Here is a 20,218-nt window from a genome sequence, read left to right as displayed (position 1 = left end):
ACTAAGAGATTTTCAAGAAAAAATGGTCATAAATCAGGAGCCACCATGAACCAAGAATGGATTTTATGTCAGCAGCAACCGCGGGTACGCACACTGACTCTCAACCGTCCAGAAGTGCGCAATGCTCTCAGCAATGACTGTCTGGAACAGCTTGTACAGCATCTGGAGCAGGCGGATACCGATGCCGACACCGGCGCTATTATCATCACTGGTTCACAGCGCTGTTTCGCCGCGGGTGCCGATCTCAAAGAACTCCAGCAACAGACCGTTGCTACCGCAATAACTGATTGCCGTCCTCAACTCTGGCAACGCCTGAACAATATCAGCAAACCGATAATAGCTGCTGTTAACGGCTATGCGCTCGGCGCGGGTTGTGAACTTGCACTGGCCTGTGATCTGGTGATCTGCGGTGAAAGTGCCCGCTTCGGCCTGCCAGAAATCACTCTGGGATTAATGCCGGGTGCGGGAGGTACACAGAGACTTATTCGCAGTGTTGGCAAGGCTCTTGCCAGCCAGATGATATTAACAGGTGAAGCTATTGATGCTCATCAGGCACTGCAAGCAGGGTTAGTGAGTGAAGTCTGTATCGATAACCTGACGTTGAAGCGTGCACAACAGATAGCAAGCCGCATCAGTGAATTTTCGCCGCTGGCATTGCGGGCGGCTAAGGCTGCGCTCAGGACTGCACACGAAACCGGCTTGTCACAAGGGCTGTCTGCCGAGCGCCAATACTTTATTGCTTTGGCAGGTACAGCCGACCGTCAGGAAGGTATTTCGGCCTTCCTTGAAAAACGTAAACCGACCTTTAAAGGATACTAATAGATGGAAAATGAAAATATACCCACGATCCTCACTGAAATTAAAGCAGGTGTCCTTAGCATTAAACTCAACCGTCCCAAATGCATAAACAGTTTTAACGAGGAAATGCACCGGCAGCTAAGTGAGGCACTGACGATCGCGGAACAGGATGAATCAGTGCGCTGTGTGCTGCTCTCAGGAGCCGGACGTGGCTTTTGTGCAGGGCAAGATTTAAACGATCGCAACCCTGTTATCAATGTAGGTGGCGTTCCTGATCTCGGTTATTCCATTGAAACTTTCTACAATCCGCTGATCCGCCGTCTGACGTCCCTGCCCAAGCCGGTGGTCTGTGCTGTGCATGGTGTCGCCGCAGGAGCCGGTCTCTCTATCGCTTTGGCCTGTGACATCGTGATCGCCGCTCGCGACACCAGCTTTATTCAGGCGTTCTGTCGTATTGGTCTGACACCGGATGCGGGCGGTAGCTGGTTCCTGCCCCATCATATTGGCCATGCCCGTGCTATGGGAATGGCTTTGTTAGGAGACAAAATCACCGCTGAACAGGCACTGGAATGGGGAATGATCTGGCAAGTTTTCGAGCCTAATGAGTTAGAGGAGAAAGCCTGGGAAATCGCGCAACGTCTGGCAACCCAACCCACCTTCTCTCTCGCATGTATAAAGAAATCCACTTACGCAGCGGCAAGCAATACGTTAGATGAGCAACTTGATCTCGAACGTGATCTACAGCGCCAGTGCGGACGCACTGAAGACTTCCAGGAAGGCGTTAACGCATTCATAGAAAAACGCGAACCACAATTCAAAGGCAAATAATCATGAACATGCCCATACATCATCGTTCAATATCTAATAATTCAATACCCAATGAATCAACACTGAACGGCCCAATCGCTGTGATTGGTGCAGGCGCGATGGGTATCGGCATTGCTCAGGTAGCAGCTCAGGCAGGACATACTGTCCTGCTATTTGATGTAAACAGAGAAGCTGCACAACGTGCGCTGGATACGCTCCACACCCGCCTGCATCAACGTGTTGAAGCAGGCAAGGCAGAGGCAAGCAAAACTCAAGAACTGTTGCAACGTATCACACTGGTAGATTCATTACATTCACTGGTATCAAGCGCGCTGGTCATTGAAGCGATTATCGAAAAATTGGCAGCGAAGCAGGATCTCTTCCGCCAACTGGAATCCCTTTGTTCAGAACAAACCCTTTTTGCCAGTAACACCTCATCGTTGTCGATTACTGCCATTGCCCGCGAGCTGGACGTTCCTCAGCGTATGGCAGGAATGCATTTTTTCAATCCTGCACCATTGATGAAACTGGTAGAAATCGTGCAGGGGTTGGAAACATCCCCACAGACAATCGCCACTCTTAAACACCTCGTGATCGGCTGGCAAAAACAGCCTGTCATTTGTCGTTCAACACCCGGTTTTATCGTCAACCGTATCGCACGCCCCTTTTATGCGGAAGCCCTACGTGCACTGGAAGAACAAATCGCTTCCCCCGCAACACTGGATGCGGTTATGAAAGACTCCGGCGGCTTTGCGATGGGGCCATTGCAGCTTACCGATTTAATTGGGCATGATGTTAATTACGCCGTGACCGAATCCCTGTTTCATGCTTTCTACGGTGATACACGTTTTCAGCCATCACTACGACAAAAAGAACTGGTGGAAGCCAATCATCTGGGGCGTAAAAGTGGCCGGGGGTTTTATGTTTATGCGGGCCAGGATTACGCTGACAAAGCGCAACAACAATTTATTCCCACCATTACGGAGATAATTACAGAAACATCGCCAACAGCACTAATATCACCTGAACAAATTAAAATAACCGGCAATTGGTCTGTCCTGCCGCACTTTACCACGCTGTTACAGCAACACGGATTATTACACTCAAATAAAATTGCTGCTGAAAAAAGCGAAAATATTCAGCTACCATCACCAGCATTACAAATTGATGACGTTATATTTATGCTGGCAACAGGGAAAACTAGCTCACAACTTACTGATGAAATTGGGATGCCGGTAGTGCAGTTTGATCTATCAGCCAATCATCAGACCGCTCCGATAATGACGCTCAGTGCAGCCTGCCAGAATACTCAGCAACAGACCGCAAAAGTGATCAGCTTTCTACACGCCCTCGGCAAGCAGGTGATTTTACTGCCGGATTATCCCGCTCTGCTGACCATGCGTACTGTAGCGATGCTGTGCAACGAAGCATTGGATGCTCTTAATAAAGGTATCGCCAACGCCGAAGATATCGATCTGGCAATGTGTTATGGCGTGAATTATCCCATTGGCCCTTTGACATGGGGCAACCAGCTTAGCTGGCAGCACATTCTCAGTACGTTAGAAAACTTACAACAATTCTACGGCGAACCCCGTTACCGTCCGTCACCTTTGCTACGCCAACTGGCTGCGGGTTATGTCTCACTGCCACATATCTCACCGCAGCACTTGTCTACATAGCAATATGAACATCAATATAAGAAGAAAAATCATGCCTGATAAAACCAACAACTCTCCTAAACAACTTGCCCGGCACTCCATTGAAGCCATGTATACCAAAGATGCTTGTGCCAACCATATGGGTATACACATCGACTATATCGATATCGGGCTCGCTCAATTAAGCATGACTGTTGAGCCTACTATGCTCAACGGCCATAAAACCTGTCATGGCGGCGTCATATTCACTCTGGCTGACACGGCTTTCGCCTACGCTTGTAACAGTGAAGGACTTGCTGCGGTGGCTTCAGTATGCAGTATAGATTTCATTCATCCGGTCTTTAACGGTGACCAACTCACAGCTATCGCTTCGGTGCAACATCAGGGAAAAACGTCTGGATTGTATGATGTCAAAGTGACCAATCAGAATGGTAAAACAGTAGCCTTCTTCCGTGGTCACGCTCATCGCCTTGGTCATTCAGTTTTAGAAGGGCCCTCAAAAGTTCTTCCTTCTCAAGCCTCTCTTCCTAAAGAACATCGGAGAGAAAAATCATGAATCATGCATTTATTTGTGATGGAGTACGCACGCCTATCGGACGTTATGGTGGTGCTCTTGCCAGTCTGCGGGCTGATGATCTGGCCGCTCTGCCATTACAAGCATTGATAGCACGTTATCCCACATTAGATTGGCAAGGATTAGATGGGCAAGGTATTGATGACGTCATCCTCGGCTGTGCCAATCAGGCTGGCGAAGATAATCGTAATGTCGCACGCATGGCGGTACTATTGGCTGGACTACCATATTCCGTCCCCGGAACCACTCTCAATCGATTGTGTGGTTCTGGTTTGGAAGCGCTGGCTTTTGCGGCTCGCAGTATCAAAGCTGGCGAAGCTCATCTGATACTGGCTGGTGGTGTTGAATCCATGACCCGTGCACCATTAGTGATGGGAAAAGCAGAAACTGCGTTCAGCCGTCAAGCACAGATATTCGATACCACGATTGGCTGGCGTTTCATTAATCCACGCATACAACAACAATTTGGCACGGATTCGATGCCGGAAACCGCAGAGAACGTTGCAGCCCAATTTAAAATCAGCCGGGAGGCTCAAGACGCTTTTGCTCTGCGTAGCCAGCAACGTACAGCCAAAGCTCAACAACGTGGTATTCTGGCCGAAGAGATTATTCCTGTTACCCTGCCTGACCCCCGCAAAACCGCTTTAGTTTCACAGGGCTTGTTTTCACAGGATTCATTTTCACAGGATGAACATCCCCGGCCTGACACAACATTCGAGCAGTTGCAAAAGCTTAAAACCCCATTTCGTGTTGACGGTACAGTCACTGCTGGCAATGCCTCCGGCGTCAATGACGGAGCAGCCGCTCTGATCATCGCTTCAGAAACAGCAGTTCAACAACATAGTCTGACACCCAGGGCACGTATTGTCGCAACCGCCACCAGTGGTGTTGAACCGCGCATTATGGGGATAGGGCCACTGCCTGCCACTGAAAAAGTACTGGCACTTGCGGGCCTGAGCCTGAACCAAATGGATGTGATTGAACTGAATGAAGCCTTTGCAGCCCAGTCACTGGCAGTCATTCGTCAATGGGGATTGCCGGATGATGCAGAGCATGTCAACCCGAATGGCGGCGCAATTGCGCTTGGGCATCCGTTGGGCATGAGTGGTGCTCGCCTTGCGCTGACAGCCACTCTTGAACTGGAACGACGGGCGGGCTGTTATGCTCTATGCACCATGTGTGTTGGCGTGGGACAAGGTATCGCCATGATTATCGAACGCATATAACTTATAAAAACAGCCTGTTACAACCAAATCAACAAAATAGCGGGAAATTATGAGCAATAACGTACAACACTTCAACTCACACTTTACTCCACACACCAATGCCCATTTCGATCCTATTGAATTTGCTTCACGCGATGAAATTCAGACACGGCAATTTGAGCAAATAAAATGGACGCTGCATCACGCCTATAACAACGTACCAATGTATCAACACAAATTTGATGCCATCGGCATTCATCCCAGTGATTTCAGACAACTCGATGACATCAAGAAATTCCCTTACACCACCAAGCAGGATCTCAGGGATAACTACCCTTTTGATGCCTTTGCCGTGCCAATGGAAAAAATTGTGCGTATTCATGCGTCATCCGGTACGACAGGTCGTCCGACCGTCGTCGGCTATACCCAACAGGATATTGATAACTGGGCTGACTTGGTCGCCCGCAGTCTGCGTTTCGCCGGGGGAACAGCCAAAGACAAAATACACGTTGCTTACGGTTACGGCCTGTTTACGGGGGGATTAGGTGCACATTATGGTGCTGAGCGTCTGGGGGCAGCCGTGATCCCCATGTCTGGAGGACAAACAGAAAAACAAGCACACCTGATCCGGGATTTCAAGCCTGACATCATCATGATGACACCTTCCTACTGCCTGACACTACTGGACGAGCTGGAGCGCCAAATGGGAGGCGATGCCAGACAATGTTCCCTGCGGATTGGTATTTTCGGAGCCGAACCGTGGACGGAAGGGCTACGCCAAGAAATAGAGACACGCATGGGTATCAAAGCACTGGATATTTACGGCCTGTCCGAAGTCATGGGGCCGGGTGTTGCGATGGAATCAGTGGAATACGCGGATGGTTCCACCATTTGGGAAGATCACTTCTATCCAGAAGTGATTGATCCGGACAACCTGAATGTCCTGCCGGATGGAGAGAATGGCGAACTGGTTTTCACAACGCTGACCAAAGAAGCCATGCCTGTGATCCGCTACCGTACCCGTGACCTGACACGTTTATTACCGGGAACCGCCCGCAATATGCGCCGTATGGACAGGATCACCGGACGCTCCGACGATATGCTTATTATCCGTGGTATTAACGTCTTCCCCTCACAGATAGAAGAACAGATTGTGCGTTTCAGGGAACTGTCACCACATTATCAATTGGAAGTGAATCGCGTGGGGAATTATGACAGCCTGTCCGTCAAGGTCGAACTGAAAGAACCTAATCAACTCAGTTTCCAACAACGCTGTGGCATTTGCCACCAACTGCGCCACCACATTAAATCTATGGTCGGTATCAATACAGAAGTCAGCATCGTCAACTGCGGAGACATTCCCCGCTCAGAAGGCAAAGCGGTTCGGGTGATTGATAACCGTCGGTATGGATAATTATGCTAATGTCATGACACAGTTTCGATTCAAAAATAACAAAATATGACTCACAAACTCGATGATTTTATTCAATATGCTCTTGCTGCCCAACCGATTAGCGGAACATCGCTGATCATTTCCCTGTATGGCGATGCCCTCAGTCACCGGGGTGGTGAAGTCTGGCTAGGTAGTCTCAGCCTTCTATTGGAGCCGATGGGATTCAGTGACCGCTTTGTGCGGACATCTGTCTTTCGTTTACAAAAAGAGGGATGGCTGGAGGTGGAAAAAATAGGTCGTCGTAGCTATTACCGCATCACAGAACGCGGTATGAACCAATTCCGCCATGCAGAGAGTAAAATTTATCTCAGCGAACAACCTGCCTGGGATGGCAAATGGGATCTCCTGCTACTGGAAGAGAGCAACAAAGAAGAACGCATCCGCCTGAAAAAAGAGTTGAGCTGGCTTGGATTTGGTCAACTCAACAGCACATTAATGGCTGCCCCTAGCAGCTCACAAAGTGATATTCCGGCCCTGCTTGGCGAACTCAACGCCAGTGACTCTGTTATCTACTTCCGGGCGGATTATCCTTATCCCCGTTCAGAACAGAGCCTGAAAGAACGAGTATCCGCCAGTTGGTCGCTGGACCAGGTTGCTCAGCACTACCATGAGTTTATCATCTCCTTCCGTCCTTTGATGAAACTATTGCAAGACTGCAATCCAGACGAACTGACACCAGAACGCTGCTTCCAACTACGCCTTCTGCTTATCCATTTTTACCGCCGTGTCGTACTGCGCGATCCACTTCTACCGGATGCCCTGCTGCCTGCACAGTGGGAAGGGCAAATCGCCCGTCATTTATGTATCAACATCTACCAACGCATCGGCCCTGCCGCAACACAGTACATCGGTGAACAATGTGAAACTACCATAGGTAAACTGCCCCAACCTGCCGCCGCGTATTATTGTCGTTTTGGTGGATTACGCAGTAGATCTTAGTATTTTCTGACGATTGATTTTGAGGAAATGTTTATGCCTGTCTATACAGGTACCACCTGTTCGCGATCTGCGAGCAGGTTCTCTATTATTTTGTATCAATCACCTCAGAAGGTTTTATTGTTATTTTCTGACCATGTAATTCACAATCTTCCATCATTTGGATAACACCTTCTTTAGCCCATAAAGCTTGTGCTCCCATGGCTTCTTTATAAGGAACAACATATTCACTCATATCAATAAATGGCTTACTGAATAAAATGGCTTTATAATCATAATCATCTCCACTATCTGGAATGACCCAATCAATTAGATAATTAGCATTTTTCCAAAAAATAATCATACTTTCAAATTCATCATACTCTTTTGTTTTATCAAAATTATATCCAATCAAACAGTATTGATTATTAACCTTTTGTAAATTAAACTTTCTTATAAGGTAACTCAACGCAGGAAAATAATTTTCCTTATATTTTTTTATCCTTAGCGGATTAAATGTACTGTCTGGTTTTTTATAATATATTCCCCATTGCCCTGTTTTCTCCCAAAAATTAAAATCTAATTCTTCTTGCTTCTTCGAATAAGCAATTAAAGGGAATAAAATCATACATAACCCAATTAAATATTTCATATTCAATCTCTTATTTTAAATAACTATCAGACAGCTTATAAAAATCTTGCCCTTGTAATGAAAATAATTTTATGAAATTTGGACCAGGAGAACCACGCCCGGTTGTTCTCCATGCAACTATCTCTACATTAGATATTTTATTACTTTTTGCTATATTTATAGCATTTGTAATTAATCGTCGGTAGGCTAAAAATTTCGAGTGAGTTCCATCATTCGCAGTCGCGATCATACTATCAATTCTGTCCTTTATATCAGTTTTAATATTGGGATATTGCTGAAATCCTTCTATTGTCCGAGGCCCTGAAATTAGTCCAATTAATTTATTTCCATGTTTTGGTACATCAAGTTCATGTGCTTTAGGGGACTTAACTCTGTTTAATAAAGCATCATGCATATACTGCATAGTATCTTTAGCTTCTTTTTCATCATACTTTGTTCCCAGTGAATCTGGAGATTTCGTCTCCGCCAACAATACCATCAACATCGCTTTCTGTTCAGGAGTCAGATCCGTGGGAATCGAGATCTTAGACAATATATTAATCGTTAACGCTGGAAAGCAATCCTCAGCAACACCGGCGGCAAAAAAGGAACAGTAGCTGATATTCGTATCTACCGCGCTGATAATACTCATTCCCATATTGATGGCTGTGATTTTCAGTGTCTGTTCTCTGCGCTGAGGATTATCGATTTGGAAAACAGAGACAAGGCCATTATTCGGCATAAATTTAAGGTGTTTTCTGGTGCCGCTATTTAAACCATCAATCTTTAATGTCAGTGTATTGCCCGGCGTCAGATAAAAGACAGTTTCATTAAGTAACGTCCGATTATTCCGCATAATAATAAATTTAGACATAGTTATTTATCCTTTTTATTTTGGTTAAATCCGTTCTCTAACCTATTGCGTTATAATAAAAATATCTTATTAACAAATCAAACTAGTGTCCAGTAAGATAGCTCTTATTTTCTTAATATGCTTTTCATCTTTCAGAATATAATTATCAACAATGGAAATTATTTATTACTGTTCTATATCCTCAGCATTTGTGACAATCAATACATAAAAAACATAGACAAACGCTTTATTTCAGTAAGTTATGTGACAAATATCTATTTTAAACCCGCATCTCTAAAATATGACTTTAAAAAGCTAATCGGTTTCTGGTTCTCCTGATAGAGTTATTAATTAATCTAACAAAAAATTCATCTCAACACCTATTGGTTTTTTTCAAACATACATAAATCCTAAAATTAAAAATGAGGAAAGATATGTCAAGGCTCGTTTATTATGTCGCGGCCACAATGGACGGTTATATCGCTACAGAAAACCACGAATTAGGTTGGTTAGAGGCATTACCCCTCAGCGATGATGCCACTCCTTACGAGAAATTTTATCAAAGCATTGGCGCGGCAATTATAGGTGCAGGGACTTATGAATGGATTATGAAAAATATTTCCGGTCATTGGCCGTATCAAAATATTCCCTCTTTTATTCTCTCCTCCAGAAATTTGTCCATTCCGGCAGAAATTAATGCCGTTGTCACTCATGATTCAGCCCATCAAATTGTTACCAAAGCAAAAGCGGCAGCTAAAGGTAAAGATATTCGCGTTTTGCCAGTCAGTCGTTCGATTCAAGCAGTACCTAATCAACAACGATGCTTAAGCAGTGGCGCAATCGAAACCATCATGGATATCAAGTCAACGGCATAATTATTTGCAAAAGGTATCATCGTGGCCCTGTTCCGCTATTCCCGCCTTGTCTATATCTTTGAGGCAGTTCAGGCAACAATATTGCCACAGGCTGAATTAGCAAAACGCTTTGCGGTTTCCAGCCGGACTATCCGTACAGATATAGCCGAATTGAATGGTATTCTGCGCGATTATGGGGCACAGATCTTTTACAAACGTAAGATCGGTTATACGCTTCGCATTGAAGATCCTTCACTATTTGCTTCCCTGATCCAACAAAAACAGGCGATCAAAACGATCCCTCACACAGCCGATGATCGCATCGATGCCTTGCTCTTAAAACTGTTAATGAGTTCAGCCCCCATCAAACTGGATGATATTGCGGAAGAATGGTCCATTAGCCGTAGCACGCTGCAACATGATATGGGCATTATACGTGAGATTTTAGGCAAATATCCCCTGCAATTGGAAAGTACTCCCTATCTAGGTACTAAATTGCATGGCGATGAAAGATTCATTCGTGCCTGCCTGACGGATACCTTAATCCACCGCTTTTTACTGGCATTTGAACCCACTCTCAGCCAGTTCAGGCCGGATATTCTGACCAATATCGATCTGACATACATTGAAAAAAACCTGCAAAACAGCCTGACCCAATTTGATATCCGCCTGACCAGTGAAGGGCAACAATATCTGATATTCAATTGTGCGGTTTCTATTCTCAGAATGAATCACAGCCATCGACTGCCTTCCGGTTCAATCAGTGAGCTGGATATCGCAATCCAAAATGCAGTACGCGAAATTTCAAACGCATTGAGTCTCTTTTGGAACAATGGAATGCCTGCCGCAGAAACAGGCTATCTCGGCAGGCAGATCGCTGCTCAGCGAATTCCAAAACATACTTTCACCAGTCAAGTCACTGATAGTCATCAATGGGTGGGAGATATCCTTAGCTACATCAGTCAATCCTATAACTACGACTTACGTCATGACAGTAAGTTAAGACACGATCTTGCGACTCATTTAGCGGTATTAGTCAGTCGGTTACAGAATCAAATCAAGACGAAAAACCCACTGTTAGCCGAGATCAAACAATATTATCCGTTCGCCTATGATGTGGTCGTCAGCGCTCTGAGCTGTATAGCAGATCAATTGCCTTGCGTTGTTGGTGAAGATGAACTTGGCTATCTGGCTGTACATATCGGCGTTGGCCTTGAACGTCATTATGGCCGGGCTAACCCTGTTTTGATCGTCACCGATGTTGGTAATGCCACTCAACGGATGATCGAGGCCCAAATTGCCCGTGAATTTCCCCAACTCAATATCCAACGAATATTGTCGTCTCACGAATACGACTTATTGGAGTATGTGGAAGAGAACTTCGTCATCTCAACTCTGCGTTTGTATGAAAAAAATAAACCTGTCACCAAAATTTCCGCATTTCCGACCGCCTATCAACTGGAGCAGATTCGGCAACTGGTCATGCAGGATCAGACCTACCCTTACATTCTTGAACGTTTTTTTGATGAACGTTATTTCATGATTATCAAAGATGAAATTACCCAGAAGGACTTGTTTAAAAAGGTTTGCCGTAAATTACAGGCAGATGGCTATGTGGAAGAAAATTTCTGCGTTTCATTGACCGAACGGGAGTCGATTATCTCCACGCTATTAGGTGAGAATATTGCGCTGCCGCATGCATTAGGGTTATTGGCACTAAAAACGGTTGTCGTCACCATCCTTGCCCCTAAAGGCATTGAATGGAACAAGGAAACAAAAGAGCAGGCAAATGTTATTTTCTTACTTGCTATCAGCAAAGATGATTATGAAGAAGCTATGGCGATTTATGATCTGTTTGTTACATTCGTCAGGGAAAAAGCAACCAAAAGACTACTGCGCAGCAGAAATTTCCTTGATTTTCAGATTATAGCCAAAGACTGCCTTACCCGCTCTTTCTGAATGAATAGGTGTCGATTCTCAAACATCAACAGAAACCAAAGGTTATAATGTGACCAGATTCGCAGGTTGAGAAAATTCTTCCTTCCTGTTTTTTACTTAAATATGCCCCAACGTCCCACAGTGGCTAACCGTTTTCAGTTAATTTCCACTTTGAAACGGAAATCAGCCAACTCCAAAGCTGAAAATAAAATCGATAAGGTTATCTCAGTAAAAAACAACCACGTTAGCCTAATGGTCGATTTGATGGGGAAACCAGTTATGAATAATCTCCCTGTACGTTTCAACATGGCAAAAGAGACTAATGACCCAGACGTTGTCAGCCAAAAATTACTGAGGCTTATTGGTGTATGGCTGGAAGAGGCGGGAGCGTATACCACTGAAGTTCAGCAACAGATGTTGGAATTTCATGTCAAATCGATGGTCATGAGAGCCAAAACAAAAGAGCCTTTGCCAGAAGTGGATTATTCTCTGTTTGATGAAATCTCACCAGAATCCATCGCATTGGCTGCTCAAGTCGTTGAATCTCTCCCTGGATTAGCCGTCGAAGAGGTTTATCTACTCTCTGTGCACTTTGAAATTGCACGTTCCAATCCTTAACTGTCAAAGACAAGGTCTCTCAAAGATAAGGTTTTCGGGAATCGCATTTTGGAAAGAGTATTTTGGAGATAACATCATGAAAAAACAAATCATTGTGGTGATTGGCGATCGTTTAGGTAAAGGACAAAATGTGGCTGCCGGTGTTGAAGCCGCTGGCGGCAAAGCGATAGTCATCTCCGGCATAGCCGCAGATATGAAACTGGGTGATGTAATGCACAGTGAACACGGAGATATCGGTATCTCTTTCTGCGGAAGTGGCGGTGCTGGCGCAATCACGGCGCAGAACAAATATGGCTATAAGATTCGCCACGGTATGCGTTCCATTGAAGAAGGCGAAACCGCCATCCTCGAAGGCTGTACCGTGCTTGGATTTGGTTTTATGGATAAAGCTGATCTGGGCGAACGTCTTGTGCGGGCTTTTTTATCCACGAAATCAAACCGCCAAAAACAGGAAAGGTAATCATGAAGTCGGTACTCGAAACCTCGGTTAGGGTCAGTGGCCTCGGTGATACTAAACAAAAAGCCGTTGCCGATGCGCTAAGTGCAGTACAACGCACGGTACTGAAAGGGACATCCCACCTGATCCTGCGCATTGAACCGAAGGATGTTGCCATTATCAAAGCCACCCGCACAGTGACAACAGAGAAGTTCCTGTTCTTTTTCCTGCCTCGTCAACGTGAACACTATTCCGTTGTACTGGATGTTTTCGTTAATGTCACTTTGTTGGATGTGCAAGCCATTCATTTCAGTCAATTAGCGTAGAGCCTGATTGATATGGGGAAAATCTTATGGGAGCTACAGTATCATTTCTCGAAATACTCGGTATGTCACTCCTGATCGGTGGTCTGTGCGGTTTTGGCCTCGGTGCCGGAGCAGCCCGCATGTTCCATGCTCCGACAGTACAAGGAATGGGCGCTTTCCGTACACTAGGAGAATTAAATTCCTGCGAAGGTGATCCTGCATCCCACTTCTCTTTTGGACTTGGTTTCTTCTTTAATGCCTGGGCTTCATCCGTTGCTGCCGGAGCGTTCACACAAGATGTCGATCATCGCATTATTCCCAATTGGGGAGCCGCTGCCCTGATGATCAAGAACCGCAACGTGGCAGAGACTCTGCATAACCCCAAAAAAATGGCCATTGCCTGTGGGATCGTCGGTGCACTGTTAGTCGCTTTCCTGAACACCACTGCTTCTGCCATTCCGGCAGCGTTACAAACTACCGCCACCAATGTGCTGGTGCCTGCGGCTAATTTGCTGGTCAATACCGTGATGCCTGTACTGTTTTGGCTGGCAGCTATGGATGCCGGTCGCCGCTCCGGTTTCTGGGCTACCTTGTTTGGCGGCTGCGCGCAATTGATTATGGGGAATGCCATTCCCGGTCTGGTCCTCGGTATCCTGATCGGGAAAGGTGTCGATGACAATGGCTGGAATAAAGTAACCCAAACTATGCTGGTTGCCGTCGTTTTACTGTTTGTCCTCAGCGGATTCTTCCGTGAATTCGATCTTAAGCTACTGACCGCTTTCTCGCTGGAAATTCCGAACTGGCTGCAACATATCCATCAACTATTGAGTGGAAAATAATATTGAGTGGAAAAACACCATGAATACGGAACTGAACAAAAGCGATTTTTGGTATGCAGAATGGACATTCCCGCTGTTTGTCGGTCTGCTGTCAGCCGGAATTTTTGCTGGTACACATATGTACGTCGTGTATGGATTTGGCGCATTCAATGAAGTGGCATTCGTCGCTATGTTGCGCTCCGGCATTGATACCGGAGTTTACGGCGCAGTGGCCGCATTCGGAGCCAGTTTTCTGTTCGCCCGGATCATTGAAGGTTCATTAGTCGGGATCCTGGATATCGGCGGTGCCCTGCAAACGGGCATCGGTCTGGGTGTTCCTGCGCTGCTGTTGGCAGGAGGTTTTGATTTTCTGGTCACCAATTTCTGGGCGTCACTGCTCACTGGCATGTTACTGGGTGTTGTTGTCGGCTTGTTCATCATTCTCGCCCGAAAATTCACAGTCAATCAGGGAAATTCCACCTTTGGAGCGGATGTCATGATGGGTGCCGGTAACGCTTCCGGCCGCTTTCTCGGCCCATTAATCATTCTGGCAGCAATGGCAGCTTCGATTCCCATTGGTATTGGTTCACTGGTTGGTGCGTTACTCTTTTATTTATGGAAAAAACCGGTTGCAGGGGGCGCTATCTTGGGTGCGATGGTACTCGGTTATTTCTTCCCTCTTTCTGCGTAAAAATTCTACGTAAAGAATCATCAACGTAAAGAATCGCTATCATGTATGACTTAATTATCAGGCAGGGGAAACTCATCAACGGAGATACCATTGATATCGTCGTTAATGATGGCAGGATCATCAATATCGGCCCTGCGGTGGCAACGGGATCAAATGCCAACAAAGAGATTGATTTGTACGGTCATTACTACATCAGCGCAGGCTGGATTGATGCCCACACGCATTGCTACCCGCAATCTCCCCTCTATTTTGATGACCCGGATTTAATCGGCGTAGCCAACGGTGTGACAACGGTGGTTGATGCCGGTAGCACAGGAGCAGATGATATTGACCATTTTTATACTACCGCGCGTAAGGCGAAAACCCATGTCTACGCTTTCCTGAATATTGCCCGTACTGGTATCAGGAACCAGAACGAACTGGCAGATTTAACCCTGATTGACGATAACAGCCTGCAAGATGCCGTCAAACGCCACGCCGGATTTGTCATTGGCCTGAAAGCCCGCATGAGCAAAAGCGTGGTAGGTGGAAACGGCCTTCAACCCTTGCTCAAGGCAAAAATGATGCAGCAAAAGAACGGATTGCCATTGATGGCACATATCGGCAATCCGCCGCCTAATCTGGAGGAAATTGCTGATCAACTGACCAAAGGCGATATCATCACCCACTGTTTTAACAATAAACCGAACCGCATCCTTGATAACGAAGGTAATCTGAAACTCGCCATTCAACGGGCCATAGAGCGAGGGGTCATTTTAGATGTAGGGCATGGTACAGAAAGTTTCAGCTTCAGGATTGCGGAACAGGCCATACGCTCCGTAACCTATCCCCATATGATCAGTTCCGATATTTACCAACGAAACCGGATGGGCGGGCCGGTTTATAGCCTCGCTACCGTAATGAATAAATTCCTCAGTATGGGGTTTTCCCCTGAACGAGTTCTTAACTGTGTCACGATCAATGCAGCAAACTTCCTGCATTTAACACGTAAAGGCCGGCTGGAACGTGGTTTTGACGGTGATATCACGATTTTTGATTTGAAAAATCAACACATTGAGCTTGTAGATGCCGAAGGAGAAGTCAGAGTCGGCACTCAACAATTTATTCCCATTGCCGCTATCATTTCTGGCACAGATATTGTGGTGGCCGATCCGATAGTGACCGACAGGAGCACTCACAATGACATCTCTGTATAAAAAATATCAACTGCAGCAGGTCATCAATGCTGCCGGACGGATGACCGCACTGGGAGTTTCAACACCGCATCCTGAGGTGATTAAACAAGTCGCCACAGGACTTCACCATTATTTTGAGATGGATGACCTGATAAATAAAACAGGAGCACATATTGCCAATTTACTTGGCGTAGAGAACGCAGTTATCGTCTCCTGTGCTTCGGCGGGGATTGCCCAATCTGTGGCAGCGGTGATAACCAAAGATGACGATGACTTGTTATTTAATCTGCACAGTTCAGAGAAATCCATTCCCCGTGACATCATCATTGCCAAAGGACATAACGTAAACTTCGGTGCTCCTGTTGAAACGATGATGACATTAGGTGGTGGCAGGGTCATTGAAGCCGGTTTTGCCAACGAATGCACCCCTGTTCAGCTTGCCGCTAAGATCACCTCCCAAACTGCGGCTATCCTCTATATCAAATCACACCATGCTGTCCAGAAAAGTATGCTGACTGTCGCACAAGCGGCTGACATCGCACATCAGCACGACCTGCCTTTAATTGTGGATGCCGCAGCCGAGGAAGATTTAACCCTTTATTACCAGCAAGGTGCGGATTTGGTGATCTACAGCGGAGCCAAAGCGATTGAAGGTCCTACCAGCGGGTTGGTGATTGGCAAACAACCTTATATTGAGTGGGTTAAACGGCAAAGCCACGGTATCGGGCGTGCCATGAAAATCGGCAAAGAGGGCATTCTTGGCCTGACATTAGCTATCGAACAGTACCTTAAAGCCAAAAAAGAAACCGGTACTGAAATGGCCGCAAGATTGGAACCGTTTGTTGAAAAACTTAATCACATTCCCGGCATATCCGCCAAAATCGTCTGGGACAATGCGGGTCGCGATATAGCACGAGCTGAGATGACTTTTGACGAACAAAGGATTAATAAAAATACATTTGAAATTCTGGCACAACTCCGACAAGGCAATACTGCGATCTATTTTCGGGAATATAAAGCCAATGAAGGTAAAGTGGAGGCAGATATCCGTAGTGTTTCGACAGAACAACTTGATACGATTGTTGCGGAAATCAGGCGAGTTGTAATACAGGAACGATAAATATTTTAACCACCTAAATATTCAATATAATTATTCATCATTGAATCGTCTTATTATTCTCTGACGACTGATAAGTAAGGAAAAGGAACAGAAGAAAAATATTATGGCAAGTGATCATCGTTTTCATGATAGTTTCTGCTGACTATTTTCTCAATGTTTCTTTCATTGCTCAAATTAATTTCGGCATAATGGAGAATATCATGGACATAAATAAATACAATGTCAGTGAAAAATTATTTTCATTAGAAAAATTCAGTAAAAAAACCCGACAAGATTTACATAAAATCCCCGAACTCTCTGGCCGGGAATTTAAAACTGCAAAATATTGCCATGATTTAATGACAAGTTTTGGTTATGCCATCAAAAATTATGCAGGATATACTGGTTTTATTGCTGATTTAATTATTGATCCGGCCAAACCTTTAATTGCATTTCGTGCTGATATGGATGCGCTCGCTATGCCTGATATGACGAATAATGAGCATAGCTCTATCCATGAAGGTTGCGCACATAATTGTGGTCATGACATCCATATGACAGTAGCCCTGACCGCAGCCAATTATCTGTCCCAGTACCAGAATGAAATGAATGCCAACGTACGTTTTATCTTTCAAATGGCTGAAGAAGATATGCATGTTCCGGGGGCAGATAAAATGGTTGAGCTAGGCTGTATGGACGGAGTGAGTGAAGTCTATGCCCTGCACAACAATGCTGCTGTGGAGACCGGAACCATCAGTCTCAATAGCGGTGTGGTGACATCCTGGGGTTCAACATGGACACTGGATATATACGGTGTTTCTGCTCACGGCTCCACACCACAGAGAGGGCTGGATGCCATTCGAGAAGCATGTCGCATCATTGATTACCTGGACTATATCGTTGCCAAAAAAACCAGTCCTTTCAGTCCTGCGGTATTCAATTGCGGTATGATTATTGGCGGCACAGTTCCCAACACCGTTGCCGATCATGTTCAGGCTCAGGGAACGATCCGGGCAATGGATAAAGAGACCGACCAGATCCTGAAAAACAGTATGCAAGAAATGATTGCCCGCAGCGAAGCGGGGGGATTCAAAGCCACAATGGATTACGTCACCTATCCCGCGGTAGAAAACCATCCTCATGCTTACCGGCGAATCATAGAAGCGGCCTGCAACTTCCTGCCACAAAGAAATATTGAAACCAACAGCCAACCAACGACGGCCAGTGATGATTTCAGCTACATGATTAATGCCACCCAAAATCGCACAGGGGCTATGTTCACACTGGGTAGCGGAAATAAAGCGAAAGGAATAAATAACTTTCCACACTCTAACCCTTATTTCGTTGACGATGATTGTCTATTGGTTGGGGCACAGATTTTTATTAATCTTGTTACTTATTAAGTATACTTGGCATCCGATAGTGGAATATCGGATGCTGAGTTACCCTCTAGCAAGTTGAACTCGGTCTATTTTTAGCAAAGTCATAATAATGCCCTTTTTATAATGTAATTATCTTAGTTTCAAACATATTCACTTGTTCAATTAAACATAAAGAAGAAAAATGGCAGAGGAATAACTGTATTTTTTCAATTAAATGAGAATACACCTTAACAAAGCTATGAAATTAGTTTTCACTTTAGCATTAATAGATAATAAATATAATACAAACAACATTCATCACCCATATCTATTAATCACTAAAGAAATTAAACCCATCAAAACAATAAATTTGAGTAATATAAAAAGTATTATATTTTCACACTAATAGAATAAAGTGTGATCTAAAACTCAAACAACGTATCTTTTCATATTCAAAATTCTGAAATCTGACTAGGATGGGGTGATTATTACTTCATTCTATGAATTATTTCATCATAAAAGTAATCATTCTGTTAGCACCAATTTACATTATTCAATTCACTACTCCTGCCATATGAAGGAGAAAAGGCATGAAGAAAAAACAAATAAATCAAAAGGATATTGATAATCTTATTCGGCTAATCGGGGGACAAGAGAATATTGCCTCCGTAAGCCATTGTATCACCAGACTCAGATTTGTTCTTAATGCACCCGAAAAAGCCGACGCCAAAGCTATTGAAGAATTACCTATGGTAAAAGGTTGTTTCACCAATGCTGGTCAGTTCCAGGTAGTCATCGGGACGAATGTAGATATCTATTATAAGGCCCTGCTCGCCGCCACCGGAAAGCAGTCAGCCAATAAAGAAGAAGTCAAACAGGCCGCGCGACAAAATATGAAATGGTATGAAAATGCAATTTCACATTTTGCTGAGATCTTCTTCCCATTGCTGCCTGCCCTCATCAGTGGCGGTCTGATATTAGGCCTCCGCAACTTGATCGGGGGAATTCCATTCAGTGAAGAAAAATCCCTCGCTCAGATGTATCCAATCTGGCAAACCATCTATGATTTCCTCTGGCTGATTGGTGAAGCCATATTTTTCTATCTGCCTGTCGGTATTTGCTGGTCCGCCGTTAAAAAAATGGGCGGAACTCCCATCCTGGGCATTGTTCTGGGGATCACGCTGGTCTCCCCACAATTAATGAATGCCTACTTACTTGGGCAACAGGTGCCTGATGTCTGGAATTTTGGCTGGTTTACTATCTCCAAAGTGGGTTATCAGGCTCAGGTTATACCTTCCCTGATGGCTGGCCTGACGTTGGGATGGATTGAAACACGCTTGAAGAAACTGGTGCCGGATTATCTTTATCTGGTGATTGTTCCGGTCGTTTCCCTGTTGCTGGCAGTTTTCCTTGCCCATGCGCTAATTGGCCCGATTGGGCGTGTAATCGGTGATGGTGTTGCATGGTGTGTCAAGGGGCTGATGACCGGAAGTTTTGCTCCGATTGGTGCCGCCTTGTTTGGCTTCTTCTATGCTCCATTGGTTATCACTGGCGTACATCAGACTACGCTGGCCATTGACCTGCAAATGATCCAAAGCACAGGCGGAACACCTATCTGGCCAATCATTGCCCTGTCTAATATTGCTCAAGGCTCTGCGGTTATCGGGATTATCTGGGCAAGCAAAAAAGAAAAAGAGCGGGAGATTTCAGTTCCGGCAGCGATTTCAGCCTATCTCGGCGTTACCGAGCCTGCCATGTATGGTATCAACCTGAAATACCGCTATCCCATGTTCTGTGCAATGATTGGAACCAGCCTGGCGGGTCTGGTATGTGGACTCAATCATGTTACCTCCTATGGCATTGGTGTGGGAGGAATACCGGGTATTTTGTCCATCAAACCCCAGTTCTGGGTCATCTACCTTATCGCCATGCTTATCGTTATTGTTGTGCCAATGGCGCTTACCGTTCTGATGTATCGCAGGAATGAGCGCAAAGTCGCATTGGCTAATGGAGCAGTAAGTTAATAGGA

General features: G+C 45.3%; 20 protein-coding genes. 18 read left to right on the top strand and 2 right to left on the bottom strand.

Features of this window, described 5'->3' with window-relative positions; all coding sequences use genetic code 11:
* The first annotated feature begins 45 nt into the window (after positions 1-45).
* Genes paaF through paaX form a run of 7 tightly spaced genes read left to right on the top strand, consistent with a single transcriptional unit; the run spans position 46 to position 7,434 of the window.
* Positions 46-819 (top strand): 2,3-dehydroadipyl-CoA hydratase PaaF, encoded by a 774-nt coding sequence (gene paaF, locus AAC852_RS04890; RefSeq protein WP_340620058.1) that lies wholly within the window; start codon positions 46-48, stop codon positions 817-819.
* Between the two features lie 3 nt (positions 820-822).
* The gene (gene paaG, locus AAC852_RS04885) at positions 823-1,626 is read left to right on the top strand and encodes a 2-(1,2-epoxy-1,2-dihydrophenyl)acetyl-CoA isomerase PaaG (protein WP_340620057.1); all 804 of its coding nucleotides are present in this window, start codon (positions 823-825) and stop codon (positions 1,624-1,626) included.
* Between the two features lie 2 nt (positions 1,627-1,628).
* Entirely contained in the window at positions 1,629-3,284 is a 1,656-nt protein-coding gene (locus AAC852_RS04880; protein ID WP_422824252.1) for a 3-hydroxyacyl-CoA dehydrogenase, read from the top strand.
* A gap of 31 nt (positions 3,285-3,315) precedes the next feature.
* A complete protein-coding gene (paaI, locus tag AAC852_RS04875; RefSeq protein WP_340620056.1) occupies positions 3,316-3,819 on the top strand; it encodes a hydroxyphenylacetyl-CoA thioesterase PaaI in 504 nt (167 codons plus the stop codon).
* Positions 3,816-5,063, top strand: coding sequence for a 3-oxoadipyl-CoA thiolase (gene pcaF, locus AAC852_RS04870; protein WP_340620055.1), 1,248 nt, complete (start codon positions 3,816-3,818; stop codon positions 5,061-5,063). Before paaI ends, pcaF begins: the two co-directional genes overlap by 4 nt.
* 49 nt (positions 5,064-5,112) lie before the next feature.
* A complete protein-coding gene (gene paaK, locus AAC852_RS04865) occupies positions 5,113-6,456 on the top strand; it encodes a phenylacetate--CoA ligase PaaK (protein ID WP_340620054.1) in 1,344 nt (447 codons plus the stop codon).
* A 45-nt stretch (positions 6,457-6,501) separates the two neighbouring features.
* Complete coding sequence (gene paaX, locus AAC852_RS04860) at positions 6,502-7,434, top strand: phenylacetic acid degradation operon negative regulatory protein PaaX (protein WP_340620053.1); 933 nt, start codon at positions 6,502-6,504, stop codon at positions 7,432-7,434.
* A gap of 85 nt (positions 7,435-7,519) precedes the next feature.
* Here paaX and AAC852_RS04855 read toward each other — a convergent pair whose 3' ends face one another.
* Together AAC852_RS04855 and AAC852_RS04850 are read right to left on the bottom strand one after the other, a co-directional pair.
* On the bottom strand, positions 7,520-8,062 hold the full coding sequence (locus AAC852_RS04855) for a hypothetical protein (protein WP_340620052.1): 543 nt from the start codon (positions 8,060-8,062) through the stop codon (positions 7,520-7,522).
* 10 nt (positions 8,063-8,072) lie between these two features.
* Positions 8,073-8,915 (bottom strand): hypothetical protein, encoded by an 843-nt coding sequence (locus AAC852_RS04850; protein WP_340620051.1) that lies wholly within the window; start codon positions 8,913-8,915, stop codon positions 8,073-8,075.
* A 413-nt stretch (positions 8,916-9,328) separates the two neighbouring features.
* Between AAC852_RS04850 and AAC852_RS04845 the strand changes: the two genes are divergently transcribed.
* The 11 genes from AAC852_RS04845 (at position 9,329) to treB (ending at position 20,213) form a co-directional block, all read left to right on the top strand.
* Entirely contained in the window at positions 9,329-9,769 is a 441-nt protein-coding gene (locus tag AAC852_RS04845) for a dihydrofolate reductase family protein (RefSeq protein WP_340620050.1), read from the top strand.
* 21 nt (positions 9,770-9,790) lie between these two features.
* Positions 9,791-11,707: a BglG family transcription antiterminator gene (locus AAC852_RS04840; protein WP_340620049.1), complete on the top strand. Its 1,917-nt coding sequence runs from the start codon at positions 9,791-9,793 to the stop codon at positions 11,705-11,707.
* 258 nt (positions 11,708-11,965) lie between these two features.
* Entirely contained in the window at positions 11,966-12,304 is a 339-nt protein-coding gene (locus tag AAC852_RS04835; protein ID WP_340620048.1) for a transcriptional antiterminator, read from the top strand.
* Positions 12,305-12,380: 76 nt separating this feature from the next.
* Positions 12,381-12,764 carry an SFCGS family glycine-rich protein gene (locus AAC852_RS04830; protein WP_340620047.1) on the top strand — a complete coding sequence of 128 codons (384 nt, stop codon included), beginning with the start codon at positions 12,381-12,383 and terminating at the stop codon, positions 12,762-12,764.
* Between the two features lie 2 nt (positions 12,765-12,766).
* Positions 12,767-13,066 (top strand): DUF4312 family protein, encoded by a 300-nt coding sequence (locus AAC852_RS04825; protein ID WP_340620046.1) that lies wholly within the window; start codon positions 12,767-12,769, stop codon positions 13,064-13,066.
* 26 nt (positions 13,067-13,092) lie between these two features.
* Complete coding sequence (locus AAC852_RS04820; protein WP_340620045.1) at positions 13,093-13,884, top strand: DUF4311 domain-containing protein; 792 nt, start codon at positions 13,093-13,095, stop codon at positions 13,882-13,884.
* Positions 13,885-13,903: 19 nt separating this feature from the next.
* Positions 13,904-14,554 (top strand): DUF4310 family protein, encoded by a 651-nt coding sequence (locus tag AAC852_RS04815; RefSeq protein WP_340620044.1) that lies wholly within the window; start codon positions 13,904-13,906, stop codon positions 14,552-14,554.
* 41 nt (positions 14,555-14,595) lie between these two features.
* Positions 14,596-15,750: an amidohydrolase/deacetylase family metallohydrolase gene (locus AAC852_RS04810; protein WP_340620043.1), complete on the top strand. Its 1,155-nt coding sequence runs from the start codon at positions 14,596-14,598 to the stop codon at positions 15,748-15,750.
* A complete protein-coding gene (locus tag AAC852_RS04805; protein WP_340620042.1) occupies positions 15,734-16,849 on the top strand; it encodes a DgaE family pyridoxal phosphate-dependent ammonia lyase in 1,116 nt (371 codons plus the stop codon). Before AAC852_RS04810 ends, AAC852_RS04805 begins: the two co-directional genes overlap by 17 nt.
* A 200-nt stretch (positions 16,850-17,049) precedes the next feature.
* Positions 17,050-18,231, top strand: coding sequence for a M20 metallopeptidase family protein (locus AAC852_RS04800; RefSeq protein WP_340620041.1), 1,182 nt, complete (start codon positions 17,050-17,052; stop codon positions 18,229-18,231).
* Positions 18,232-18,779: 548 nt separating this feature from the next.
* Positions 18,780-20,213: a PTS trehalose transporter subunit IIBC gene (gene treB, locus AAC852_RS04795; protein ID WP_340620040.1), complete on the top strand. Its 1,434-nt coding sequence runs from the start codon at positions 18,780-18,782 to the stop codon at positions 20,211-20,213.
* Positions 20,214-20,218: the final 5 nt, after the last annotated feature.

Source organism: Xenorhabdus siamensis (assembly GCF_037996745.1).
GTDB lineage: Bacteria > Pseudomonadota > Gammaproteobacteria > Enterobacterales > Enterobacteriaceae > Xenorhabdus > Xenorhabdus indica.
This window is presented reverse-complemented; position numbering and strand designations above follow the sequence as displayed.